General features: G+C 68.8%; 28 protein-coding genes and 1 pseudogene. 27 read left to right on the forward strand and 2 right to left on the reverse strand.

Annotated features, from left to right (window positions below):
- Positions 1 to 12 precede the first annotated feature (12 nt).
- From ACFPIH_RS21740 to ftsH, 3 genes are all read left to right on the forward strand, one after another.
- Positions 13 to 2,463 (forward strand): [protein-PII] uridylyltransferase, encoded by a 2,451-nt coding sequence (locus tag ACFPIH_RS21740; protein WP_381174627.1) that lies wholly within the window; start codon positions 13 to 15, stop codon positions 2,461 to 2,463.
- Between the two features lie 114 nt (positions 2,464 to 2,577).
- Complete coding sequence (gene ffh / locus ACFPIH_RS21745; RefSeq protein WP_381174629.1) at positions 2,578 to 4,128, forward strand: signal recognition particle protein; 1,551 nt, start codon at positions 2,578 to 2,580, stop codon at positions 4,126 to 4,128.
- A gap of 73 nt (positions 4,129 to 4,201) precedes the next feature.
- Positions 4,202 to 6,145, forward strand: a complete 1,944-nt coding sequence (gene ftsH / locus ACFPIH_RS21750; RefSeq protein WP_381174634.1) for an ATP-dependent zinc metalloprotease FtsH — start codon at positions 4,202 to 4,204, stop codon at positions 6,143 to 6,145.
- On the opposite strand, the gene ACFPIH_RS21755 is transcribed toward ftsH, so the two are convergent.
- Positions 6,142 to 6,996 (reverse strand): class I SAM-dependent methyltransferase, encoded by an 855-nt coding sequence (locus ACFPIH_RS21755; protein ID WP_381174636.1) that lies wholly within the window; start codon positions 6,994 to 6,996, stop codon positions 6,142 to 6,144. The genes ftsH and ACFPIH_RS21755 overlap by 4 nt on opposite strands.
- 199 nt (positions 6,997 to 7,195) lie before the next feature.
- On the opposite strand from ACFPIH_RS21755, the gene proS reads away from it, so the two are divergent.
- The 24 genes and pseudogenes from proS (at position 7,196) to ACFPIH_RS21875 (ending at position 23,674) form a co-directional block, all read left to right on the forward strand.
- Complete coding sequence (proS, locus tag ACFPIH_RS21760) at positions 7,196 to 8,611, forward strand: proline--tRNA ligase (RefSeq protein WP_381174638.1); 1,416 nt, start codon at positions 7,196 to 7,198, stop codon at positions 8,609 to 8,611.
- Between the two features lie 259 nt (positions 8,612 to 8,870).
- Positions 8,871 to 9,479 carry a hypothetical protein gene (locus tag ACFPIH_RS21765; protein WP_381174640.1) on the forward strand — a complete coding sequence of 203 codons (609 nt, stop codon included), beginning with the start codon at positions 8,871 to 8,873 and terminating at the stop codon, positions 9,477 to 9,479.
- Positions 9,480 to 9,754: 275 nt separating this feature from the next.
- On the forward strand, positions 9,755 to 10,180 hold the full coding sequence (rpsP, locus tag ACFPIH_RS21770; RefSeq protein ID WP_381174642.1) for a 30S ribosomal protein S16: 426 nt from the start codon (positions 9,755 to 9,757) through the stop codon (positions 10,178 to 10,180).
- Between the two features lie 2 nt (positions 10,181 to 10,182).
- The gene (locus tag ACFPIH_RS21775; protein ID WP_115744409.1) at positions 10,183 to 10,422 is read left to right on the forward strand and encodes an RNA-binding protein; all 240 of its coding nucleotides are present in this window, start codon (positions 10,183 to 10,185) and stop codon (positions 10,420 to 10,422) included.
- Between the two features lie 92 nt (positions 10,423 to 10,514).
- Positions 10,515 to 11,057, forward strand: a complete 543-nt coding sequence (gene rimM / locus ACFPIH_RS21780) for a ribosome maturation factor RimM (protein WP_381174644.1) — start codon at positions 10,515 to 10,517, stop codon at positions 11,055 to 11,057.
- On the forward strand, positions 11,057 to 11,890 hold the full coding sequence (gene trmD, locus ACFPIH_RS21785; RefSeq protein ID WP_381174647.1) for a tRNA (guanosine(37)-N1)-methyltransferase TrmD: 834 nt from the start codon (positions 11,057 to 11,059) through the stop codon (positions 11,888 to 11,890). The genes rimM and trmD overlap by 1 nt, the downstream gene beginning before the upstream one ends.
- Positions 11,891 to 12,023: 133 nt before the next feature.
- The gene (gene rplS, locus ACFPIH_RS21790) at positions 12,024 to 12,374 is read left to right on the forward strand and encodes a 50S ribosomal protein L19 (RefSeq protein ID WP_023416775.1); all 351 of its coding nucleotides are present in this window, start codon (positions 12,024 to 12,026) and stop codon (positions 12,372 to 12,374) included.
- 79 nt (positions 12,375 to 12,453) lie between these two features.
- Complete coding sequence (lepB, locus tag ACFPIH_RS21795) at positions 12,454 to 13,164, forward strand: signal peptidase I (RefSeq protein WP_381174650.1); 711 nt, start codon at positions 12,454 to 12,456, stop codon at positions 13,162 to 13,164.
- The gene (gene lepB, locus ACFPIH_RS21800; RefSeq protein WP_381174652.1) at positions 13,157 to 14,263 is read left to right on the forward strand and encodes a signal peptidase I; all 1,107 of its coding nucleotides are present in this window, start codon (positions 13,157 to 13,159) and stop codon (positions 14,261 to 14,263) included. The genes lepB (ACFPIH_RS21795) and lepB (ACFPIH_RS21800) overlap by 8 nt, the downstream gene beginning before the upstream one ends.
- A complete protein-coding gene (lepB, locus tag ACFPIH_RS21805; RefSeq protein ID WP_381174654.1) occupies positions 14,151 to 15,146 on the forward strand; it encodes a signal peptidase I in 996 nt (331 codons plus the stop codon). The genes lepB (ACFPIH_RS21800) and lepB (ACFPIH_RS21805) overlap by 113 nt, the downstream gene beginning before the upstream one ends.
- Positions 15,147 to 15,245: 99 nt before the next feature.
- Positions 15,246 to 16,031, forward strand: coding sequence for a signal peptidase I (lepB, locus tag ACFPIH_RS21810; RefSeq protein ID WP_381174656.1), 786 nt, complete (start codon positions 15,246 to 15,248; stop codon positions 16,029 to 16,031).
- On the forward strand, positions 16,021 to 16,557 hold the full coding sequence (locus tag ACFPIH_RS21815) for an NUDIX hydrolase (protein ID WP_381174658.1): 537 nt from the start codon (positions 16,021 to 16,023) through the stop codon (positions 16,555 to 16,557). The genes lepB (ACFPIH_RS21810) and ACFPIH_RS21815 overlap by 11 nt, the downstream gene beginning before the upstream one ends.
- A gap of 56 nt (positions 16,558 to 16,613) precedes the next feature.
- Complete coding sequence (locus tag ACFPIH_RS21820; protein WP_005311352.1) at positions 16,614 to 16,922, forward strand: DUF2469 domain-containing protein; 309 nt, start codon at positions 16,614 to 16,616, stop codon at positions 16,920 to 16,922.
- A gap of 99 nt (positions 16,923 to 17,021) precedes the next feature.
- Positions 17,022 to 17,414, forward strand: coding sequence for a YraN family protein (locus ACFPIH_RS21825; protein WP_381174661.1), 393 nt, complete (start codon positions 17,022 to 17,024; stop codon positions 17,412 to 17,414).
- Between the two features lies 1 nt (position 17,415).
- Positions 17,416 to 17,667, forward strand: a pseudogene (locus ACFPIH_RS21830) (magnesium chelatase domain-containing protein); the annotation flags it as partial.
- A gap of 40 nt (positions 17,668 to 17,707) precedes the next feature.
- The gene (locus ACFPIH_RS21835; RefSeq protein ID WP_381174663.1) at positions 17,708 to 19,270 is read left to right on the forward strand and encodes a recombinase family protein; all 1,563 of its coding nucleotides are present in this window, start codon (positions 17,708 to 17,710) and stop codon (positions 19,268 to 19,270) included.
- A gap of 204 nt (positions 19,271 to 19,474) precedes the next feature.
- Entirely contained in the window at positions 19,475 to 19,723 is a 249-nt protein-coding gene (locus ACFPIH_RS21840) for a helix-turn-helix domain-containing protein (RefSeq protein WP_381174665.1), read from the forward strand.
- Positions 19,720 to 19,920, forward strand: coding sequence for a hypothetical protein (locus tag ACFPIH_RS21845; RefSeq protein WP_381174667.1), 201 nt, complete (start codon positions 19,720 to 19,722; stop codon positions 19,918 to 19,920). The genes ACFPIH_RS21840 and ACFPIH_RS21845 overlap by 4 nt, the downstream gene beginning before the upstream one ends.
- Positions 19,921 to 20,634: 714 nt before the next feature.
- Positions 20,635 to 20,841 carry a hypothetical protein gene (locus tag ACFPIH_RS21850; protein ID WP_381174669.1) on the forward strand — a complete coding sequence of 69 codons (207 nt, stop codon included), beginning with the start codon at positions 20,635 to 20,637 and terminating at the stop codon, positions 20,839 to 20,841.
- Positions 20,842 to 21,047: 206 nt separating this feature from the next.
- Complete coding sequence (locus ACFPIH_RS21855) at positions 21,048 to 21,329, forward strand: ribbon-helix-helix domain-containing protein (RefSeq protein WP_381174671.1); 282 nt, start codon at positions 21,048 to 21,050, stop codon at positions 21,327 to 21,329.
- Between the two features lie 102 nt (positions 21,330 to 21,431).
- Complete coding sequence (locus ACFPIH_RS21860) at positions 21,432 to 22,592, forward strand: AAA family ATPase (RefSeq protein WP_381174673.1); 1,161 nt, start codon at positions 21,432 to 21,434, stop codon at positions 22,590 to 22,592.
- Between the two features lie 118 nt (positions 22,593 to 22,710).
- Positions 22,711 to 22,914 (forward strand): hypothetical protein, encoded by a 204-nt coding sequence (locus tag ACFPIH_RS21865; RefSeq protein ID WP_381174675.1) that lies wholly within the window; start codon positions 22,711 to 22,713, stop codon positions 22,912 to 22,914.
- Positions 22,914 to 23,096, forward strand: coding sequence for a hypothetical protein (locus ACFPIH_RS21870; RefSeq protein ID WP_381174677.1), 183 nt, complete (start codon positions 22,914 to 22,916; stop codon positions 23,094 to 23,096). The genes ACFPIH_RS21865 and ACFPIH_RS21870 overlap by 1 nt, the downstream gene beginning before the upstream one ends.
- 29 nt (positions 23,097 to 23,125) lie before the next feature.
- Complete coding sequence (locus ACFPIH_RS21875) at positions 23,126 to 23,674, forward strand: transposase (RefSeq protein WP_381174679.1); 549 nt, start codon at positions 23,126 to 23,128, stop codon at positions 23,672 to 23,674.
- Positions 23,675 to 23,814: 140 nt separating this feature from the next.
- Here the strand turns inward: ACFPIH_RS21875 and ACFPIH_RS21880 are convergent, their stop codons facing one another.
- Entirely contained in the window at positions 23,815 to 24,210 is a 396-nt protein-coding gene (locus tag ACFPIH_RS21880) for a contact-dependent growth inhibition system immunity protein (RefSeq protein ID WP_381174681.1), read from the reverse strand.
- Positions 24,211 to 24,254 lie beyond the last annotated feature (44 nt).

The following is a 24,254-nucleotide window of genomic DNA, read 5'->3' on the forward strand; positions in this document are numbered from 1 at the left end:
AGGAGTCGCTGGGTGACGAGTACGGACGTGCAGAGCGAAGCAGAGGACTCGGGACCCAGCGGCTACGCGGCGGCCCGGCTGCGCCTCCTCACCGAGGGGGCGCGGACCGGGCCGCCGCGCCGTGCTGCCCTCTCCGAACTGACGGACGAATGGCTTGCCGGGCTGTTCACCGCCGCCTCCCAGGACGTCAAGGGCGTCTCCCTGGTCGCCGTCGGCGGCTACGGGCGCGGTGAGCTGTCCCCACGCAGCGACCTCGACCTGCTGCTCCTGCACGACGGCGGAGACCACAAGGCGGTCGCCGCCGTCGCCGACCGGCTCTGGTACCCCGTCTGGGACCTCGGCCTCGCCCTGGACCACTCCGTGCGCACCCCGGCGGAGGCCCGTAAGACCGCCGGGGAGGATTTGAAAGTCCAACTCGGTCTCCTGGACGCCCGCCACCTCGCCGGCGACCTCGGGCTGACCGCGGGACTGCGCACCACCGTCCTCGCCGACTGGCGCAACCAGGCGCCCAAGCGCCTGCCCGAACTCCAGGAACTGTGCGCCGAGCGAGCCGAGCGCCAGGGCGAACTGCAGTACCTGCTGGAACCCGACCTCAAGGAGGCCCGCGGCGGCCTGCGGGACGCCACCGCCCTGCGCGCGGTCGCCGCCTCCTGGCTCGCCGACGCGCCCCGCGAGGGTCTCGACGACGCCCGCCGCCGGCTCCTCGACGTCCGCGACGCCCTCCACCTGGCGACCGGCCGGGCCACCGACCGCCTGGCCCTCCAGGAGCAGGACCAGGTCGCCGCCGAACTGGGCCTCCTCGACGCCGACACCCTGCTGCGGCAGGTGTACGAGGCGGCGCGCGTCATCGCCTACGCGAGCGATGTCACCTGGCGCGAAGTAGGGCGCGTACTGCGCTCGCGCGCCGTGAAGCCGCGGCTGCGCGCCATGCTGAGCGGTGGAAAGCCCGTCCCCGAGCGCTCACCGCTGGCCGAGGGAGTCGTGGAGCAGGACGGCGAGGTGGTACTCGCCCGCGCCGCACGCCCCGAACGCGACCCCGTGCTGCCGCTGCGCGCCGCTGCCGCCGCCGCCCAGGCCGGCCTCCCGCTCTCCCTGCACGCCGTACGGCGCCTCGCCGCCACCGTGCGCCCGCTGCCCACACCCTGGCCCGCCGAGGCCCGTGAACAGCTCGTCACCCTGCTCGGCTCGGGCCGGCCCACCGTCGACGTCTGGGAGGCGCTGGAGGCCGAGGGCCTGATCACGCAGCTGCTCCCCGACTGGGAGCGGGTGCGCTGCCGGCCGCAGCGCAACGCCGTGCACATCTGGACCGTCGACCGGCACCTCATCGAGACCGCCGTCCGCGCCTCCGAGTTCACCCGCCGCGTCGGCCGCCCCGACCTCCTGCTGGTCTCCGCCCTGCTGCACGACATCGGCAAGGGCTGGCCCGGCGACCACTCCGTGGCCGGCGAGATCATCGCCAAGGACGTCGCCGCCCGCATCGGCTTCGACCGCGCGGACGTGACGGTGCTCGCCACGCTCGTACGGCACCACCTGCTGCTCATCGAGACAGCGACCCGGCGCGATCTGGAGGACCCGGCCACCGTCCGCTCGGTCGCCGAGGCCGTCGGCTCGCAGAGCACCCTCGAACTGCTGCACGCGCTCACCGAGGCCGACGCGCTGGCCACCGGCCCCGCCGCCTGGTCCTCCTGGCGCGGCTCGCTCGTGGCCGACCTGGTCAAGCGGGTCGCGGCGGTCCTCGCCGGGGACGAACCCGACGAGCCCGCGGCCGCCGCGGCGACCACCGCCGAGCAGGAACGGCTCGCCATCGAGGCCATCGCCACCGGCAGCCCCGTCCTCGCCCTGCGCGCCCAGACCGAACCGCCCACGGAGGAGCAGCCCGTCGGCGACCCCGAGCCGCTCGGCGTCGAGCTGCTCATCGCCGTACCCGACCAGGAGGGTGTGCTGCCCGCGGTGGCCGGCGTACTCGCCGTGCACCGGCTGACGGTCCGCACCGCCGAACTGCGCGCCCTGGAACTTCCGGACGGTGTCGAGGGCTCCGTCCTGCTGCTGAACTGGCGGGTCGCCGCCCAGTACGGCTCCCTGCCCCAGGCCGCCCGGCTGCGCGCCGACCTCGTCCGCGCCCTGGACGGCTCCCTGGACATCGCCGGACGGCTCGCGGAACGCGACGCGGCCTACCCCCGGCGGCGCGGCGTCGTGGCGCCCCCCGCGCGCGTGACGGTCGCTCCGGCGGCCTCCCGGCACGCCACGGTGATCGAGGTCCGCGCCCAGGACGCGCCGGGCCTGCTGTTCCGGATCGGTACCGCGCTCGACGACGAGGGGGTGCGGGTGCGCAGCATGCACGTCAGCACCCTGGGCGCCAACGCGGTCGACGCGTTCTACGTCACCGGCGCCAAGGGCCTGCCCCTGCCGCCCGACGAGGCGGGGACCATGGCGCGCAAACTGGAGGAGACCCTGCGGGGTTGAGGCCGGCGCAGGGCGGAACCGGGTTGCTTCGGCCCGACCGTGACGTGGTTCTGCCCCGCCGGGATACCCTGGAAGACGCTCACACCGCCACCGACCCCGAGGACCGACGCCGCCGTGTTCGATACTCTCTCCGATCGCCTTTCAGCGACCTTCAAGAACCTGCGCGGCAAGGGACGGCTCTCAGAGGCGGACATCGACGCCACCGCGCGGGAGATCCGCATCGCCCTCCTCGAGGCCGACGTCGCCCTGCCGGTCGTCCGTACGTTCATCAAGAACGTCAAGGAGCGTGCCCTCGGCGCCGAGGTCTCCAAGGCGCTGAACCCCGCCCAGCAGGTCCTGAAGGTCGTCAACGAGGAACTCGTCACGATCCTCGGCGGCGAGACCCGTCGGCTGCGGTTCGCCAAGACCCCGCCCACCGTGATCATGCTGGCCGGTCTCCAGGGTGCCGGTAAGACCACCCTCGCGGGCAAGCTCGGCCGCTGGCTGAAGGAGCAGGGCCACTCGCCGCTGCTCGTCGCCTGTGACCTCCAGCGCCCCAACGCCGTCAACCAGCTCAGCGTGGTCGCCGAGCGCGCGGGCGTCGCGGTCTACGCGCCCGAGCCGGGCAACGGCGTGGGCGACCCGGTGCAGGTCGCCAAGGACTCCCTGGAGTTCGCGAAGTCCAAGGTCCACGACATCGTGATCGTGGACACCGCCGGCCGGCTCGGTATCGACGCCGAGCTGATGCAGCAGGCCGCCGACATCCGGGACGCCGTCTCGCCCGACGAGATCCTCTTCGTCGTCGACGCGATGATCGGCCAGGACGCCGTCAACACCGCCGAGTCCTTCCGTGACGGCGTGGGCTTCGACGGCGTGGTGCTGTCCAAGCTCGACGGCGACGCACGCGGCGGCGCCGCCCTGTCGATCCGGCAGATCACTGGCAAGCCGATCATGTTCGCGTCGAACGGCGAGAAGCTCGAGGACTTCGACGCGTTCCACCCGGACCGGATGGCCTCCCGCATCCTCGACATGGGTGACCTGCTCACCCTGATCGAGCAGGCGGAGAAGACGTTCAGCCAGGAAGAGGCCCAGAAGATGGCCTCCAAGCTGGCGTCCAAGAAGGGCCAGGACTTCACCCTGGACGACTTCCTGTCCCAGATGGAACAGGTCAGGAAGATGGGCTCCATCTCGAAGCTGCTCGGGATGCTGCCCGGCATGGGGCAGATCAAGGACCAGATCAACAACCTCGACGAGCGTGACGTCGACCGCACGGCCGCGATCATCAAGTCGATGACCCCCGGCGAGCGCCACGACCCGACGATCATCAACGGCTCGCGCCGCGCCCGTATCGCCAAGGGCTCCGGTGTCGAGGTCAGCGCGGTGAAGGGCCTGGTCGAGCGGTTCTTCGAGGCCCGCAAGATGATGTCCCGCATGGCCCAGGGCGGCGGCATGCCGGGGATGCCCGGGATGCCGGGCATGGGCGGCGGCCCCGGCCGGACGAAGAAGCAGCCGAAGCAGGCCAAGGGCAAGCAGCGCTCCGGCAACCCGATGAAGCGCAAGCAGCAGGAGCTGGAGGCGGCCCAGCGCCGCGAGGCCCAGGCGCAGGGCGGCAACGCGCTGGGACTGCCGCAGCAGGGCGCGCAGGACTTCGAGCTGCCGGACGAGTTCAAGAAGTTCATGGGCTGAGCCCGGGGTTCATGAGCTGAGCCCACCCGTCGCTGCGCGTGCCAAGGGTTGGTCTGTGTCGTAACGTCCCGATATGACCAACCCCGCGCCGCCACGGAAGTCGCCCGACCAGCCCTGGCGTACCGAGGGCACCCCCGAGGAGCCGCAGAAGCGGCCCCCGGGCGGGCGGCGGATACGCGGCGGCTGGTGGGGTCTGGCGCTCACCGCGCTGCTCGTGTTCCTGATCGCCAACATCGCGCTGTCGTTCTTCGACGAGGACGACGGGCCGACCGTCTCGTACACGGAGTTCGGCAAGCAGGTCGACGCGGGCAACGTCAGCAAGATCTACGCCAAGGGCGACGCCATCCAGGGGCAGCTCAAGAAGGAGCGGAAGAACCCCGACGGCGGCGAGGAGTACACCAAGTTCCACACCCAGCGGCCGTCCTTCGCCGACGACCGGATCTGGGAGGAGCTGACCAGGAACAACGTCACCGTCACGGCCGAGCCGGTCGTCCAGCACCGCAGCCTCCTGGCCAATCTGCTGATCTCGCTGGCGCCGATGGTGGTGCTGATCGCCGTGTGGGTGTTCGTCGCCCGGCGGATGCGCGGCGCCGGGCCGGGCGGCGTGGGCGGCATGCTGGGCCGCAGGGGCCCGCCCAGGCCCGTGGAGCTGATCCCGGGGGAGAAGCGCACGACCTTCGCGGATGTGGCCGGAATCGACGAGGTCGAGGGCGAGCTGAACGACGTCGTGGACTTCCTGAAGAACCCCGACGCCTACCGCCGCATGGGCGCCAGGATGCCCCGGGGCGTGCTGCTCGCGGGCCCGCCCGGCACCGGCAAGACGCTGCTCGCGCGGGCGGTCGCCGGAGAGGCGGGGGTGCCGTTCTTCTCGGCGTCGGCCTCCGAGTTCATCGAGATGATCGTGGGCGTCGGCGCGTCACGCGTGCGTGAGCTGTTCGCGGAGGCCCGCAAGGTGGCGCCGTCGATCATCTTCATCGACGAGATCGACACCATCGGCCGGGCCCGCGGCGGGGGCGGCGGAGTCGGCGGCCACGACGAGCGCGAGCAGACCCTCAACCAGATCCTGACCGAGATGGACGGCTTCTCCGGCTCGGAGGGCGTGATCGTCGTCGCGGCCACCAACCGCGCCGACGTCCTGGATCCGGCACTGACCCGCCCCGGCCGCTTCGACCGGGTGGTGATGGTCTCGCCCCCGGACCGCGGCGGCCGGGAGGCCATCCTGGAGATCCACACCCGGGACATCCCGCTCGCCGAGGGCGTGGACCTGGCGCACGTCGCCCGCACCACCCCCGGCATGACCGGCGCCGACCTGGCCAACCTCGCCAACGAGGCGGCCCTCCTCGCGGTCAAGCGCCAGCAGGACCGGGTGACCCAGGGCGACCTCTCGGAGGCCCTGGAGAAGGTCCAGCTCGGCGCGGAACGGCCGCTGGTGATGCCCGAGGACGAACGGCGCAGAACGGCCTACCACGAGAGCGGACACGCCCTCCTTGGCATGCTCCAGCCGGGCGCCGACCCCGTCCGCAAGATCACCATCGTGCCGCGCGGACGCGCGCTCGGCGTGACGCTGTCGACACCGGAGGCCGACCGGTACGCGTACACCGAGGATTACCTGCGCGGCCGGATCATCGGCGCCCTGGGCGGGATGGCGGCCGAGCAGGTGGTCTACGGGGTCGTCACGACCGGTGCCGAGAACGACCTCGAACAGGTCACCAACATCGCGCGCGGCATGGTCGCGCGGTGGGGCATGAGCGAGCGCGTCGGCCGGCTCTCCGCCCTCCCGAACGACGCCCAGCAGGCCTACGGGCTCGCCGCCGCCCCCGGCACCCTCGACGTCATCGACCACGAGATGCGCCGCATCGTCGACGAGTGCTACGAGGAGGCGTGCCGCAAACTGCGCGACCACCGCGGCCAACTGGACGCCCTCGCCCAGGCCCTGCTCGCGAACGAGACGCTGGAGGAGGCGGACGCGTACCGCATCGCGGGCATCGCGCGGCTCCACAAGGAGCACGCCGGTTAGGGCGTGCGGGCGATCAGGTAGCGGAACACGTTCGGCATCCACACCGTGCCGTCCGGCCGCCGGTAGGGGTGCAGCGCCTCCGTCAGCTCCTTCTCGATCTGCTCCTGGCCGGTCGCCACGATCGCCGCGTCGCACAGACCGGTGGACAGCAGCCCCCTGACGGCGCTCTCGACGCCGGCGTAGCCGAAGGGGCAGGCCACCCGGCCGGATCCGTCCGGCCCGAGGTCCGCACGCCGGGCGACCTCCTCCAGGTCGTCGCGCAGGGCAGGGCGCAGCGCCTGGTGTCCCGGCGGTTCGGCCCGCCCCGCGACCGCCCGCAGCACGGCCGAGGTCGCGCAGCGCTCCGGCGGGCCCCAGCCGGCCAGCACCACCGGCGTGCCGGGCTCGGCGAGCGGTGTCGCGGCCGTGAGCACACCGGCCAGCCCCTCCGCGTCGTCCGCGAGGCAGCCGATCGGTTCGAAGGCGGTCACCAGGTTGTACGAGGGTGTCTGCGAGCCTGCTGTGTCCTCGGCCAGTGAGTCGGTGAGCCGGACGCCGCCACGCGTGTGTGCCCGTGACGCCCCGGTGGCCAGCCGTTCGTGTGCGAGGGCCAGCCGCTGCGGGGAGGACGGCTCGACCCCGGTGAGGGCCGCGCCTCTGCGGGCGGCCATCAGCAGGGCGAGCCCGGAGCCGCAGCCGAGGGCGAGGAGCCGGGTGCGGAATCCCACGTCCAGTCGCTCGTAGACGGCCTCGTAGAGCGGGACCAGCATCCGCTCCTGGATCTCGGACCAGTCACGCGCGCGTGCACCCAGGTCCGCGCGGGGCACCGGCCCCGCCTGAGGAAGGTGCTGCCGCACGAGCACAGGTGTCATGAATAAGCGCCCCAATCCGCCGAGTGGTTGTCGTCGTGCTTGATCGGGTGGCCCCCGTGCAGTGCCTCGCACTTCCCCCGTAAGCCAGGTAACTCCCCGTTCGCGGTCGCGTCCAGGGGTCACGGGTGCCCGGTTGTGCGGCGGCTGCGCCAGTGGCGAGAATTCACATCCCGGCAACCTGGACCCGTACCATCTCGCCATGGCCAAGGCTCCGGTGCTCACTCCGCGGGCGGACGACTTCCCCCGCTGGTACCAAGACCTGATCAGCAAGGCGGAACTCGCCGACAACGGTCCGGTGCGCGGCACGATGGTCATCCGACCGTACGGATACGGCCTCTGGGAGCGGATGCAGGCGGAGATGGACGCCCGCATCAAGGAGACCGGTACCGAGAACGCCTACTTCCCGCTGCTGATCCCGCAGTCGTACCTCACCCGCGAGGCCGACCATGTCGAGGGTTTCGCACCGGAGTTGGCCGTGGTCACCCACGGCGGCGGCAAGGAGCTGGAGGAGCCGGCGGTGGTCAGGCCCACCTCCGAGACCATCGTCAACGAGTACTTCTCGAAGTGGGTGCAGAGCTACCGCGATCTGCCCCTGCTGATCAACCAGTGGGCCAACGTGGTCCGTTGGGAGCTGCGGCCCCGGCTCTTCCTGCGCACCTCGGAGTTCCTGTGGCAGGAGGGGCACACCGCGCACGCCACGTACGAGGAGGCCCGTGACTTCGCCGCGCGCATCCAGCGCGAGGTCTACGGCGACTTCCTGACGAACGTCCTCGCCATGGACTTCGTCTCCGGCCGAAAGACGGTGCGGGAGCGGTTCGCGGGGGCGGTCAACACGCTCACCCTGGAAAGCATGATGGGCGACGGCAAGGCGCTCCAGATGGTCACCAGCCATGAACTGGGCCAGAACTTCGCCAAGGCGTTCCACACCCGCTTCTCGTCGAAGGACGGCTCGCAGGACTACGTCTGGCAGACCTCCTGGGGCTCGACGACCCGCATGATCGGCGCCCTGGTGATGACCCACGGTGACGACGACGGGCTGCGGGTGCCGCCGCGGCTGGCGCAGATCCAGGCCGTCGTACTCGCGGTCAAGGACGACGAGGCGGTTCTGGCCAAGGTCCGCGAACTCGGCGACCGGCTGAGGGCGGCCGGCATCCGCGTCCGGGTCGACGACCGCACCGACCTCCCCTTCGGACGGCGCGCGGTCGACTGGGAGCTCAAGGGCGTGCCGGTACGTGTCGAGGTCGGGCCGCGCGACCTGGAGAACGGCACGGTGACACTGGTCCGCCGGATTCCGGGAGGCAAGGAGGCGGTGGCCGTCGACGGCGTCGTCGACCTGCTGCCCGGGCTGCTCGAGGAGGACCAGGCGCTGCTGCTGCGGCAGTCCCGTGAGCGCCGGGAGTCCCGGACGGCGGACGTGGCCACCATCGGGGAGGCCGTCGAGGCGGCCGGCGCCGGCCAGTGGGCGCGCATCCCGTGGGCGACCCTGGGCGCGGAGGGCGAGACCCGGCTCGCCGAGCACGCGGTGACCGTACGGTGTCTGGTCGCCGAGGACGGGTCGGTGCCGGACGACGAGGACGCGCCCGGTAACGTCGCCGTTGTCGCGCGCGCATACTGAGACGCGGCGCTCCGGCGCCAGAGCGGCCGAAACGCCCCTTGCGCCCCGCCCTACTCGCGGTCCCCGGCGTGCGGACAAGGCGTACGCGCCGGGGCGTACGGGGAACTACGCACCACCTTGGTACGAGCTGTGAAGCTTCTCCGCAGATCAGCGCACCCGCCCTCGTCTCCACGCATCAGTGCCAACTGACGGGTACGTGCAAATTATTTGGGATGCCCCGGAATAGGAACACAGCGGCACCCCCGCTCGTTGTGATTACGTGAGCACGACACAGACACCACCTGTTCTCGCCGCAGAGCTGGCACAGGCGTGGGCCGACATTCAGCGGTACCACCCCGAGTTGCCCGATCTTGCCGCGCCAGAGTCCCTGATCGGGGAGTCGTCGTCCGCCTGCGGTCACGAGCTCTCCTTCGAACGACTGCTCCATGAGGCAGTCCATGGCGTCGCCGCCGCCCGCGGCGTCCGCGACACCTCCCGTGCCGGCCGATACCACAACCGCAGATTCCTCGCGATCGCCGAGGAGCTGGGCCTGGACCACCCCGAGGAGCCGCACCCGAGCAGCGGCTTCTCACTGGTCACGCTCAACCCAGAGGCCAAGCGCCGCTACCGCCCGACGATCGAGCGCCTGCAGCGGGCCCTCAAGGCCCACACGGCGGCCACCTCCGCCGACAACACCACCCGTGCCTTCCGCGGCCCGGCCGCCCGCCACGGCTCCTCCGGCGGCGGCGTCCGCGTCAAGGCCGTCTGCGACTGCGGTCGCAACGTCCGGGTGGTCCCGTCGGTCCTGGCCCAGGCACCGATCGTGTGCGGCGGCTGCGGCAAGCCGTTCCGCATCCCGGAGATTCCCGAGATCGCGGGCGCGGCGTAACCGCGGACGTCCAGCACCGGCATCTCGTGGCTGCCGGTTCGTCCCACTCGGTGCGGGGGTCCGCCCCCGCACCGCCGGGTGCTCCTCAGTCATGCCCGCGCGGCCCCTCCGGGACGGGCGACCCGCCGGGTGTGGCACAATGGCAAGCTGTACTCGACAGTCGCACAGGACCCCTCTCTCCTCCGGCTGACGCGTCCATCGGGCACTCGGGTACCGCAACCCCACGCGGTCGTCTCGCGTGCCCAATCACGTCAAATCCAGGAGAACCCACTCCCGTGGCAGTCAAGATCAAGCTGAAGCGTCTGGGCAAGATCCGTTCGCCTCACTACCGCATCGTCATCGCCGACTCCCGCACCCGCCGCGACGGCCGTGCGATCGAGGAGATCGGCAAGTACCACCCGACCTACAACCCGTCGGTCATCGAGGTGGACGCCGACCGTGTCGCGTACTGGCTGGGTGTCGGCGCGCAGCCGACCGAGCCCGTGCTCGCCATTCTGAAGAAGACCGGCGACTGGCAGAAGTTCCGGGGCGAGCCCGCCCCGGCGCCGCTGCTGGTGGCCGAGCCGAAGAAGGCGCGCCCGTCGTTCGAGGCCCTCGGCGGCGACGACGAGGGCAAGGGTGAGGCGATCACCCAGAAGAAGAAGGCCGAGAAGAAGGACGAGGCTCCGGCCGAGGCTTCTTCTGAGTCGACCGAGGCCTGAGCATGCTCGAGGAGGCTCTCGAGCACCTCGTGAAGGGCATCGTCGACAACCCCGACGACGTGCAGGTCGCCTCGCGCAACCTGCGTCGGGGGCAGGTGCTCGAGGTCCGGGTCCACCCCGACGACCTCGGTAAGGTGATCGGCCGCAACGGCCGCACCGCACGCGCCCTGCGCACCGTCGTGGGCGCCATCGGCGGTCGCGGAGTCCGCGTCGACCTCGTCGACGTGGATCACGTCCGCTGACGCTTGTTGCAACCGGCTCGGGCCGGGGAGGGCCACTGGCCGTCCCCGGCCCGCGGTCGTATGACCGGTCGTATGAACGGAGATCCACAGAAGTGCAGCTGGTAGTCGCTCGCGTCGGCCGTGCCCATGGCATCAAGGGCGAGGTCACCGTGGAGGTGCGCACCGACGAGCCGGAGCTCAGGCTGGCCCCCGGCGCCGTACTCGCCACCGATCCCGCCACGGCGGGACCGCTCACCATCGAGACCGGCCGCGTCCACAGCGGCCGTCTCCTCCTGCGCTTCGAGGGCGTCGCCGACCGCACCGCCGCCGAGGCCCTGCGCAACATCCTCCTGATCGCCGACGTCGACCCGGAGGAGCTGCCCGAGGAGGAGGACGAGTACTACGACCACCAGCTCGTCGACCTCGACGTCGTCACCAAGGACGGGCTCGAGGTGGGCCGGATCACCGAGATCTCGCACCTGCCCTCCCAGGACCTCTTCATCGTCGAGCGCCCGGACGGGAGCGAGGTGATGATCCCGTTCGTGGAGGAGATCGTCACCGAGATCGACCTGGCGGAGCAGCGGGCGGTCATCGACCCGCCCGCCGGTCTGATCGACGATCAGGCGGAGATCGCCTCCTCACGGGAAGAGTCCTGATGCGCCTCGACGTCGTCACGATCTTCCCCGAGTACCTCGACCCGCTGAACGTCTCCCTCGTCGGCAAGGCACGCGCGCGTGGACAGCTGAACGTGCGGGTGCACCACCTGCGGGAGTGGACCTACGACCGCCACAACACGGTCGACGACACTCCCTACGGCGGCGGCCCCGGCATGGTCATGAAGACCGAGCCCTGGGGGGAGGCCCTGGACTCCGTCCTCGCCGACGGCTACGAGACGGGATCCCGCGGTCCCGCCCTCGTCGTGCCGACGCCCAGCGGCCGTCCGTTCACCCAGGAACTGGCCGTCGAACTCTCCGAGCGCCCCTGGCTGATCTTCGCGCCGGCCCGCTACGAGGGCATCGACCGGCGGGTCGTCGACGAGTACGCCACCCGGATCCCGGTCTACGAGGTGTCCATCGGCGACTACGTCCTCGCCGGCGGCGAGGCGGCCGTACTCGTCGTCACCGAGGCCGTGGCCCGGCTGCTGCCCGGTGTCCTCGGCAACGCCGAGTCCCACCGCGACGACTCCTTCGCGCCCGGCGCCATGGCGAGCCTCCTGGAGGGGCCCGTCTACACCAAGCCGCCCGAGTGGCGCGGCCGGGACATCCCGGACGTCCTGCTCAGCGGCCACCACGGGAAGGTCGCCCGCTGGCGCCGCGACGAGGCCCTGCGCCGGACCACCGCCAACCGGCCCGACCTGATCGAGCGCTGCGCACCCAAGGCCTTCGACAAGAAGGACCGCGAGATGCTCTCCATCCTGGGCTGGGCACCCGACCCCGAGGGTGAGCCGTACGGTCGATTTTGGCGCAGGACCGAGGGCATGGAAGAATAGGCCGCTGTTGTCCGCAGTCCGGCGTGCGCCCCTGCCACAGGGGGACACGACGCCCGCCCCGACGCGTACGGCAACCCCCTGGAAACCTAGTTCCCGCTGATGACCTGTGGCATCGGCGAAGAAAGCAGACGAAATGTCTCACCTGCTCGACTCCGTCGACGCCGCGTCGCTGCGCACCGACGTCCCGGCCTTCCGCCCGGGTGACACCGTCAACGTCCACGTCCGCGTCATCGAGGGCAACCGCTCCCGTGTGCAGCAGTTCAAGGGTGTGGTGATCCGCCGCCAGGGTGCCGGCGTCCGCGAGACCTTCACGGTCCGCAAGGTCTCGTTCTCCGTCGGCGTCGAGCGCACCTTCCCGGTGCACACCCCGATCGTCGAGAAGATCGAGCTCGTCACCCGCGGTGACGTCCGCCGCGCCAAGCTGTACTACCTCCGTGAGCTGCGCGGCAAGGCCGCGAAGATCAAGGAGAAGCGCGACAACTGAGCGCGCACAGTGGATCAACAGTTGATCCACTGAGCACTCTCGGGTGATCCACAGAGGGGCCGGATAGCATCTGGCTTCGATGGACACCGAAGCTCAGCCGACGACGGAGCGCGACCGCTCCTCCCGCCACGATCCCGTGGCCGTGGAGGACCGGTCGCGTTTCGCGTTGGTGGCGCGGATCACTCAGCGAATCACGCACGGGATCCCGGGCGGCAGGATCAGCCTGTCCCTGCTGGTCTGCCTGCTCTTTTTGCTGGTTCTCAACGCTTTCGTGGTGCAACCGTTCCAGATTCCCAGCGGATCCATGGAAAACGGATTGAGGATCGGCGACCGCGTTCTCGTAAATAAGTTGGCGTACCGTTTCGGTGCCCAGCCGCGGCGCGGCGATGTCGTTGTGTTCGACGGCACCGGGTACTTCGGGAACTCCGACTACGTCAAACGCGTCGTGGGGGTAGGCGGAGACCACGTGGTCTGCTGCGACAAGGAGGGGAGGATCCGGGTGAACGGCCGGTCGGTCGACGAGTCCGCGTTCCTGTATCCAGGCGACAGCCCGTCCACGGTCGACTTCGACGTGGCCGTACCCGAGGGCACCCTGTTCGTCCTCGGCGACCACCGCAGCGTCTCCAGTGACTCCCGCGACCACCTGGGCTCACCGGGCGGCGGCATGATCCCGGTGTCCGACGTGATCGGCCGCGCCGACTGGGTCGTCTGGCCGTACGGACACCTCACCCGGCTGGCCCGCCCGGGCGCCTACGCGCCCGTGCCCGACGCGGAGGGCGCCCATGGGTAACCGCGGCAGGCCGCGCGGAGTCCCGACCTCCGCCGTCGACCAGCTCCTGCCCACCGGCGTTCGGCGCACCTCCGGCTCCGCGGGCTCCTCCGGCGGGCGCACGCGCGCGGAGCGGCGCAAGCTCCAGCGCAAGGTCAAACGCAAGCGCCGGCGCTCGGCGGTCCGGGAGATACCGCTCCTGGTCGGTGTGGCCGTACTGATAGCCCTGGTCCTGAAGACCTTCCTGCTGCAGGCCTTCGTGATCCCGTCCGGCTCCATGGAACAGACGATCCGGATCGGCGACCGCGTCCTGGTGGACAAGTTCACCCCGTGGTTCGGATCCAAGCCGCAGCGCGGGGACGTCGTCGTCTTCAAGGACCCCGGCGGCTGGCTCAACGACGAGACGACCACGACGAAGAAGGACGACCCCGTCGTCGTCAAACAGATCAAGGAAGGGCTCACCTTCATCGGTCTGCTGCCGTCCGACAACGAGAAGGACCTCATCAAGCGGGTCGTCGGAGTGGGCGGTGACCATGTCAAGTGCTGTGACTCGGAAGGACGAGTCACCGTCAACGACGTTCCCCTGAACGAGGGAAGCTATCTGTATCCCGGGAACACCCCGTCCGACGCCGCGTTCGACATCACCGTCCCCCAGGGGCGGCTGTGGGTGATGGGCGACCACCGGGCCAATTCCGCGGACTCCCGCGCCCACCAGAACACGGACTACGGCGGAACCGTCTCCGAGGACGAGGTGGTCGGACGCGCCATGGTGATCGCCTGGCCGCTCGGACACTGGGTGCGTCTCAAGGAACCGCAAACTTTCTCTTCACTGACCGGCTCGACCACCACGGCGGTATCGAGCGCCCAGCAGTCGCATAGGGTTGCCCCGGACGATCCGAACGGAAGCGTCCGACAACTCCCGACCCCTGCGGAACTCCCGCTCGTTATGGGAGTGGTGGGCCTGCGCCGCGCATGCGGCAGGCGGTGGCACGGAGTGAGGAGTTGGCGTGGGGGATGTGGCGGTTGGCGCACGGTCCGGGCACGAGGGCGAGGAGCACCGCGGGCAACCCGTGGAAACCGCCGACCCGGCTGGGGACGGCGCCGTGACCTCCGGGAGTGACCCCGCGGCGGGCGGCGAGGGCCCCCCGGTGGACGAGCCCCCGGGAACCGGCGGCGGCGACGGTCCGGGCGATCAGACCCCGAAGGCGAAGAAGCCGCGCTCCTTCTGGAAGGAGCTGCCGATCCTGATCGGCATCGCGCTCGTCCTCGCGCTGCTCATCAAGACGTTCCTCGTACAGGCGTTCTCGATCCCGTCCGCGTCGATGGAGAACACCCTCCAGGAGGGCGACCGGGTCCTCGTCGACAAGCTGACCCCGTGGTTCGGGTCCGAGCCCGACCGCGGCGAGATCGTCGTCTTCCACGACCCGGACCACTGGCTGGCCGGCGAGGCCACCGCCGAGCCGAACGCCTTCCAGACCGTCCTCAGCTGGATCGGCCTGATGCCGTCCGCGGAGGAGAAGGACCTGATCAAGCGGGTCATCGGCGTCGGCGGCGACACCGTCTCCTGCAAGGGCACCGGCCCGCTCAAGGTCAACGGCAAGGCGCTCAACGAGCCGTACGTGTACCCCGGGAACACCCCGTGCAGCCAGGACGACCAGGGCGGTCAGTTCACCGTGAAGGTCCCCAAGGGCTCCATCTGGGTCATGGGCGACCACCGCCAGAACTCGCGCGACTCCCGCTACAACCAGTCGGACAGGCACCAGGGCATGGTGCCCGTCGACCAGGTCGTCGGGCGCGCCATCGTCAAGGCCTGGCCGATCAACCGCTGGGGCACGCTCCCGGTGCCGGACACCTTCGACCAGTCCGGCCTGAACAACCAGTCGGCGGGTGCCGCAGCCCTCACGGTCGCCCCGCAGGGCCTGGCCCTCGCCGGGACGGCCGGGACCGTTCCGCTGCTTCTGTGGCGGCGCAGGCGGGTGAACGCGGCGGGGTCGACCCGCTGAATGCTCACGGGGCCCGTGTAAACCCTTCACCAAGCTTCCGGCCATGGGCGGGGAGGAAGGGCTGACCCGGTTCGGTACCGCCGGGTAGGGTGCGGATCCATGGGCGAGAGCACGACACGTACGGCCCCGCGCAGCGGCGGTGGCACCAGCAGTGGCCCGGTGGGCAGCCGGACCGGACAGCGACTGTCCGGACTGGTCGTCGCGCTGGGCCTTGTGCTGTTCCTGGGCGGCTTCGGCTGGGCGGCCCTGGTCTACCGGCCGTACACCGTGCCCACCAGTTCCATGTCCCCGACCATCGAGGCCGGATCCCGGGTGCTCGCCCAGAAGGTGGACGGCGACCAGGTGCGCCGCGGTGACGTCGTCGTCTTCACCGACAAGACCTGGGTGAGCAACGCGCGCGTGGTCAAGCGGGTGGTCGCGGTCGGCGGCGACACCGTCTCCTGCTGCACCAAGGGCAAGCTGACCGTCAACGGCAAGCAGATCGACGAACCGTATCTGCCCGAGGGCAGCAAGGCCGAGATCACCGACTTCGGCACCGTGACGGTCCCCGAGGGCCGGCTCTTCCTCCTCGGCGACGAGCGCCAGGGCTCCCTCGACTCCACCGCCCATCTCACGGACGCGGCCAGCGGCACGGTAGCCCGCAGCGCCGTCGAGGCCCGTGTGGACGCCGTCATCTTCCCCTGGAAGGGGCTGCTCAAGCGCCCCTCCGGCTTCGAGACGCTGGGCGCGATCTCGCAGCCCGGGCCGCTGCGTATCACCCTGTGGATGATCGTCGGCGGCACGGTGATGATCCTCGGCGGGGCCGCGTACGGGCCGGTCGCCAAGCGGGTCGGCGGGCGGCGCAGCCGTGTCGGGACCGGGCCGGGGCCGGCACATGTCTCCTGAGCCGGTGTCTCCTGAGCCGGTGTCTGCCGAGTCGGTGGACGTGGGTGGTCTGCGGAAGGTCGCCCGGGTCGTGCTGCTCGATCCCGAGGACCGGATTCTGCTGCTGCACGGCCATGAGCCCGACGATCCTGCCGACGACTGGTGGTTCACACCCGGCGGCGGGGTGGAGGGCGCCGAGACCCGGGAGCAGGCGGCCCTGCGCGAACTCGCCGAGGAAACCGGCATCACCGACGTCGACCTCGGTCCGGTGCTGTGGCGGCGGACCTGCTCCTTCCCGTTCGCCGGCCGCCGCTGGGACCAGGACGAGTGGTACTACCTGGCCCGTACGACAGTGACGGCGACCGGTGCCACCGCGCTGACCGAGCTGGAGCGCCGCAGCGTCTCCGGAGCACGTTGGTGGACCTGTCAGGAACTGACGCGGGCGCATGAGACGGTGTATCCGACCAGACTCGCCGAGCTGCTGCGCAGGCTGCTCGACGAAGGCGCCCCGGCCCGACCCGTAACCCTTGACACGGAAATTGTCTAGCGGCTCACGGGACTGGCGCACAATGGGGGAATCGCACGGCTGAAGGGGAACATGCCATGAGCGCCGAGGACCTCGAGAAGTACGAGACCGAGATGGAGCTGAAGCTCTACCGGGAGTACCGCGATGTCGTCGGTCTGTTCAAATACGTGATCGAGACCGAGCGCCGCTTCTACCTCACCAACGACTACGAGATGCAGGTGCACTCGGTCCAGGGCGAGGTGTTCTTCGAGGTGTCGATGGCGGACGCCTGGGTCTGGGACATGTACCGGCCGGCCCGCTTCGTGAAGCAGGTCCGGGTGCTCACGTTCAAGGACGTGAACATCGAGGAGCTGAACAAGAGCGATCTGGAGCTGCCGGGCAGCTGATGGGCGGCTGGCCGGAAGCTGAGGGGACTCCTTGTGGGTGACGGAGTTGTCCACAGCCTCTGAGTTGTCCACCAAGATCCATTCCGTGGTGGCGGATGCGTGAGCGTGGGTGCCGGAGGTGGTGCCGACATGAACGCACGAGGTGCGATGGGCAGGTACGGCGAGGACGTGGCCGCGCGGCGGCTGTCCGAGGCCGGTATGACGATCCTGGAGCGCAACTGGCGCTGTGGGAGGACGGGCGAGATCGACATCGTCGCCCACGACGGGGACGCCCTCGTCGTCTGCGAGGTCAAGACCCGCAGGGGAGGCTCCTTCGAGCATCCGATGGCCGCGGTCACCCCGGAGAAGGCGCAACGGCTGCGCGATCTCGCCGAGCGCTGGATCCAGACCCACGGCGGGGCCCCGCCGGGCGGTGTCCGGATCGATCTGGTCGGCGTCCTGCTCCCCGACCGCGGCGCACCCGTCGTGGAGCATGTGCGGGGGGTGGCCTGAGATGGGCTTCGCGCGTACGTGCTCGGTGGCGCTGGTGGGCGTCGAAGGTGTCGTCGTCGAGGTCCAGGCGGACCTGGAGCCCGGGGTGGCGGCGTTCACCCTGGTGGGGCTGCCGGACAAGAGCCTGACGGAGAGCCGGGACCGGGTGCGGGCGGCGGTGGTGAACTCGGGCGGCGAATGGCCGCAGAAGAAGCTCACCGTCGGACTCAGCCCGGCGTCGGTACCGAAGGCCGGGAGCGGCTTCGACCTGTCAAGTAGTGGTTTGTGACGCTTTTAAGGCTTAAAATTTGTGTATGCAGAATGAGGGGCAAATCGGCATACGTCGCCACGCCGTGATCTACTGCCGGATCTCCGACGATAGGGAAGGTAGACGAGAAGGCGTCGACCGGCAGGAGAAGACATGCCGCCAGCGCGCCGCCCGACTTGGCTGGGACGTCGTTGAAGTCCTCATCGACAACGATATCTCGGCATACTCGGGAAAGCGGCGCCCCCAGTACGAGCGCATGCTCGACCTGCTCCGCACCGGCCAGGCTGACGCCGTCCTCGCCCTGACCTCCCGCCGGCTCCAGCGCAACTGGCGTGACGCCTTCGACTTCCTCGACCTAGTCGAGCAGAAAAGTATCGCTGTCGAGCTGGTCAAGTCCGGCACTGTGAACCTGTCCACCGCCGATGGTCGCCGCGAGGCCCGCCGCAAGGCTGTCGATGACCAGCACGAGTCCGAGGAGATCGGCGAGCGGGTCCGCGACGCCAAGGCGGATGCTGTCGCGCAGGGCATCTACCGTGGCGGCCCGCGCCCCTTTGGTTATGAGGCCGACGGCGTCACCATCCGCGAAGAAGAGGCGCGATGGATCCGCTACGCCACCAAGGCGATCATCGACGGCGAATCCCTGCGGTCAATCTGCCGCACCCTGGCGCATGAGGGTGTGCGGACCGTGCCGCGCCGTAAGCGCCTGCCCGACGGCAACCGCACTGAGCCCGTTAGCCGGGACTGGAAGCCTGAGGAACTGCGGAAGATGCTGCTGCGGGCCCGCAACGCAGGTCTCCTGGAGGTCACCGTCAAGGACAAGGACAGCAAGAAGAGGTCCGAGATAGCCGGCCCCGCCGTGTGGCCGCCAGCCCTGGACGGCGACCGGGACAGGGCCGAGGAAGTGTGGCGTGCATGCAAGACGGTTCTGGAGAACCCTGCACGCCGTACGACGACGGGCAATGGCCGTGTATGGCTCCTCAGCGGTCTGGCGCGGTGCTGGTGCGGTTCTACTGTCCGCGCCTCCACAACGGGCGTAGGAGGCCTCAAAAAGGCCATGGAGAGCGGCAAGACGCACCGCCCCGCCTACCGGTGCTACGCGGTCCCCAGTCATGTCATTCGCGAGGCTCATGCGCTCAACCGGCACATTGAAGACCGAGCCATCGAACGGCTCTCCCGGCCGGATGCCGCAGAGCTGCACCTGCAACCCGTCCGCGACACTGAGCCGCGCGAGGACCTAGCGGAAGAAGCCCAGAGACTTCGAGTCAAGCTGGACGGTATCGCCGCTGATTACACCCAGGACCTCATTACCCGGGAGCAGATGCTGGACATGACTGCAGGCACCCGGGAACGGCTGAACACGGTCACGGTGAAGATATCCGGTCGAGCTTCCACGTCTGTTCTCGCGGCCCTCCCGCTGGGCGACCCCGAGGCGGTGGCGGAGCTGTGGCCGACGCTGCATCTCGACCGGCGGCGGCAGGTGGTCGACGCGTTGATGACCATCGTGATTGGGAAAGCACGGAGGGGACGCCCCCTGGGCTTCCGGCCGGGTGTCGATAAGTCATATTTCGACCCAGACTCGATTGTGATTGATTGGAATCCACCGTCGTAACGACGGTTACCCGTTATGACGCCGATGCGAGAGCGTAAAAAGAACGGCAGGCTGTTTTTTGGCTGTGCGGGTTTTGCGGTGGACCGGGCCGAGCGCCAGCATTAGATAGCCTTCCAGGGGGGCGCTGAATCGCGATGAACGCCGGGTCGACATAACCTCTTTTAGGAATGGCATGGGATTCCATATTTGGCGTAGAATTACGCTATGACGAATAGTGTTGATGACCCTCCATTAATATCTACCCTGAAAAATTCTCTGCGTGCCTTGCGGAAGAATCGGGGTTGGTCCCTCGGTCAGGTTGCGGCCTTGGCCCGCATGAATGCGTCTCATCTGGCAAAGGTTGAGCGGGGAGTAGCGGGGATCAGCGTCGACGCGCTCGCCCGGCTGGCTGTCATCTATGACCTCACGGATCTCGCGGAGCAGCTGTCCCCGTTCTTGCGGGACAAGTCGTGAACGCCGCGCAGTCGGCGCAGACGTATGCGGACATGAGAATCCGGCAGGCGGAGCAGGCTGGCGACGTCGCCGAAGCTGACCACTGGCGCCGGGTGAAGGCGGACGTGGATAAGGCGCCGCCGTTGGGGCCGCGGCAGAAGGCCCTGCTGCGTTCGCTGCTGTCGGGGCCGGGGGAAGTAGAGCGCCGGGCTGCCTGATTTCCAGGAGTGGCTGGTGCCCCCAGGCTGGCATCGGATGAAGTCAGGGCTGGTTTCCGCATCCGGCAAGTGGGTGCTTGCGCTTCTTGTGGAGAAGCACGCTCTATCGCCAGCTAGATCAAGGTAAAGATTCGGTCATGGAGATAGCCGAGACGTCCGGTTTGGTGCCCCATGTAACTTTAGCCTACTAGTGTAGATAAAAATAGCACTATGGAAACTTAATAAGTATCAGTGCAGAATGAGGGCAGTCACTCGATGAGGGGATATCGAAATTTCTGTTACCCGAAGTTTTTCTATGCCTGAAGCTCTTTCGCAAGCATTGGATGGCGGAGCCCAGCACAAGGGTGTTCCTGCGTCCCAGGTAGTCCGTTGGGCTCTCAGGGCGTACCTGATGAATCTCGGTGCGGAGATTAAGCTGGGCAACGCGCGCAACGAGCCGGCGTTGGATCTCGGCAGCACCTTCGCAACAGGGGAAGGCGTTAGTGACGCCGAGTTGGCAGCGGCGTGGACGCGACAGTAGGGCCTCTGCCCAACCCCCCTTCAGGGGTTGGGCAGGTGGATAGGTGTGAGCCCGGGCGGGGCATCGAACCCCGCCGAAGGGCCTGGCGGAGATGACCTGTGTGATTGGGCCTCCGCAGTTCACTGTTCGGCCGAGCCGCAATGGACGGCAACCGCCGGTATCCAAAAGTGATCACACGCGGAAAGGTTGAGACGATGATTCAGCAGGTAGAGGCCCACTTACCGGGCCTGGGTCGGTGTGAGGTGTTCGAGGTGGAGTACAAGGGCGACGTGGTGCGCGTCGTCCTGGACGCCGACTGGCGGGGAGTGTGGCTGGTTCAGCGGTCCAGACTGGAGCGGTTCGTTCCGGCGGACGATCCGGGGCTGGCGGAGTTGCTGCTCCGCTGCGGATTCTTGCTGTAATTCGCTCTGGCGTTACCTGATTGCGTTCCTGGGTCGGAACGAGACATAGGCCCTGTCGAAGCGGCCGTAAGTAGTGTAATAGCTTGCGATCGCTCCGCCTGTTACAAATGCGTCATTTTGGCAATGTTGGAAACGGGCCATTTCCCGGGCTTTCTTTGTTTTGCGCTGCGGTACATGATTGCGGAAACAAGGAAAGGGAAACGGCTATGGCACTCGAAAAAAATCGCAACATCCGGATGACGGTGGATCTCTCGAACGCCCTGGATCGAGCCGCCGAGCACAAGGGCATGAACGCCTCACAGGTGGTGCGCCTGGCGCTCCGCTCGTACCTGATGGGCGTTGCCGATGAATTGAAGCTCAGCAACGGGCGACTGGCCGCCGTGCAACTGTCTAACGCCGTCCAGGGCGATATGGGCACCGTGACCGAGGCTGGCGTCAGCGACGCCGCCCTGGTACAGGCCTGGGACCGTACGTACGGCCGCCGCTAAACAGGTACACAGAAGACCCCCGGTGAAGGGAGGGAAGTCCCAAATCTCCGGGGGTCTTCTTGGCCACTGGACGTGATCTACCTAAGGAAAGGATATCCGGCGATGCCCCGCCTTACCAAGGTACAACTGGAGGCAGTGCAGCGGGCCGACCAAATGACTCCGCAAGAACTTGAACAGTTCATCGAGTTGGAGACGGAGCCTTTACCGGCGCCACGGAGTTCATGGGAGCCCGTCGACCTGGCCGCAATCCTGGACGGCACGGCCGAGCCGATTCTGCCCACGGTCGGACACCGCACTGACGGCATCGGCCTGTTCTATCCGGGCCGTACTCACTGGGTCGCGGCGGAGTCGGAGTCGGGGAAGACCTGGTTCGCCCTACACACCTGCCGTCAGGAGATCGAGCGCGGGAACGTCGTGATGTACGTCGACTTCGAGGACGACGCGGCCGGTGTCGTCGGCCGGCTCCTGGTCCTCGGTGCCGATCCGGCAGAGGTGGCGGCTCGGTTCCTGTACGTCCGGCCGGAGCGCAAGCCGTCGGATATCGACATGCTGGCGTTCCGCGCGCAGCTGCTCCACGTGCGCCCGGCACTGGTCGTGGTCGACGGGGTGACCGAGGCCATGAGCGTGTTCAACCTGGACCCGTTGAAGCTGGACGACGTACCGCAGTTCACCCAGCGGTTGATCCGGCCCATGACGGAGGCCGGGGCCGCAGTGGTCGCCTTGGACCACGTGGTGAAGGCATCTGACAACCGGGGCCGGTACGCGATCGGCTCCGCCCACAAGCTGAACGGCCTCAATGGGGCCATGTATGTCCTCGAACCGGTGGCCAATCAACCGATCGGTATAGGGGTGACCGGGCGCACTCGCGTCCGGATCTCCAAGGACCGGCCCGCTCAGATCCGTAGGCACGCGCTGCCGGGCCGGTCCGGCTCTCTCGCCTGGTTCGCGGACCTGGTGGTGGAGTCGCACGACGAACGGCACGCCACGGTGCGGCTGTACCCGCCCGTGGACCGCCAGGACGACGACGCAGCCCAGGCCGAGAACGGCAAGGAACGGCAGCTGCGGGTGGAGGTGCTGGCCGTTCTGCAGAAGGCTGGCCGCCCCCTCAACGCCTCGGAGGTGAAAGAACGGGTCCGGGGACGGGCACAAGACAAGGTGCGTGTCCTGGCGGAGCTCGAAGATGAGGGCTTGGTCAACGTTTCCCCTGGTCAGCGCAACGCGAAGCTCTACAGCTTTCCCGTGACTGCTCTGTTCGATGGCTGAGCCGTTCCCGTTCCCCACCTGTTCCCACCCGTTCCCGGAACAGCGTTCCCGTTCCCGTTCCCACCACCCCCTTAGGGGTGGGAACGGCGGAACGGAACAACTCACGGAAGGACAGACCATGCAGAGAGACGAGTTGCTAGCCGACTATGACGCGGCCCGCACGGAGCTGGACCGCGCGAACCTGGAAGCGTTCATGATCCGGCGCCGGATACGCCAGGCACAGCGTTGGGTGACGGAGACCGAGCGTGCGCTGACGGAGGCCGGGGTCAAGCCGTACCGCCCGCAGGCACCGAGGAAGTGTGATCAGGGAGAGGCTGCCTGATGCGCCTGCCGAGCATCGAGCGTAAGGCTCGCCTTCAGGCCGAGTACCGGGCCGCCGTGTACGAGCTGGCTCTCGCGGACCAGACCGACGACGAGCGGAGGAAGAGGATGGCGCACTGGAGGGTGACGGAAGCTGTCCAGGCGTTGCGGTCCATCGGCATCAACCCGATCCGGGCCCGATAGGTCCGCAGCGGTGCCTCCCCAGGCCGACGGTGTACTGGTACTTCACCTGGTGGCACGACGACGGCACTGTTGAACGGATCCATGACGCCCTGCGCGGCAAGGTCCGTGAAGCTGATGACCGCGACGTGGAGCCGAGTGCGGGCCTGATCGACTCGCAGTCCGTCCGCACGGCCGACACGGTTCCCGCGGCCACCAGAGGCTTCGACGCGGGCAAGAAGGTGAAGGGCCGCAAGAGGTTCATCGTCACCGACACCCTCGGCCTGCTCCTGGCCGTCCACGTCGTCGCGGCGAGCATCCAGGACCGCGACGGCGCAAAGCGGCCCTTGCTGTGGACCAGGCTCGACCACCCCAGCGTCAAGAAGGTCTGGCCCGACCAGGGCTTCGCCGGCCGCCTGGTCGAGTGGGCCGCACAGATCCTCGGCCGCGACCTGGAGATCGTCCGCAAGGACCCTGACCAGCGCGGCTTCCAGGTCCAGCCCAAGCGGTGGGCGGTAGAGCGTACCCATCCTCGTGGCTCACCGCCCACCGGCGCCTGGCCCGGGACTACGAGACCAGTCCGGCCCACGCCGAGACGATGATTCGATGGGCCATGATCGGCGTCATGGTCCGTCGGCTCACCCGGGGCCGTGCTGCGACGCGTCCCGGCCCACGACCGCTCGTGCGGCACTCCTCGTAGACAACCTGCCAGCCTCTCGCCGTGACAGATGCTGTCGGCGAACTACAGAGCCATAAACCCCTCAGCCCCACGTTTCAGGGCAGGCGGCACGTCGGCCAACTCCAAGACGATCAGGCGGACATCCCGCTCGAGTTCGGGGGACCCGCTCCAGACTTCCGCACTTCTGGTGAGCACGGCGGCCAGCAGATCGCCCTCGTACATGTCGCCTTCCGCCAGTGGGTCGACCCGGAGGACCTCCACCGCCAGGGGCAGGAGATAGGCAAGGCCCACGTCTTGCCTGATCAGCAACCGCATGTCCTCAACCGTCAGACCGCCGATCGGCTTGCGCCGAAGCCCGCGCACGGTCGCCATCAGCCGGGTTTCACCGCCCGACGGGACCGACCAACGGTCGCGCTCAAGCTCCTCTAGGGAACGGTCACGGTTCACGAGGCGAGTCACCGACCGATCGTCCCATGTCAGATCTCAAACGCGGTCTCAGTTTG

The sequence above is a fragment of the Streptomyces vulcanius genome, assembly GCF_042653945.1.
Taxonomy (GTDB): Bacteria; Actinomycetota; Actinomycetes; order Streptomycetales; family Streptomycetaceae; genus Streptomyces; species Streptomyces mangrovi.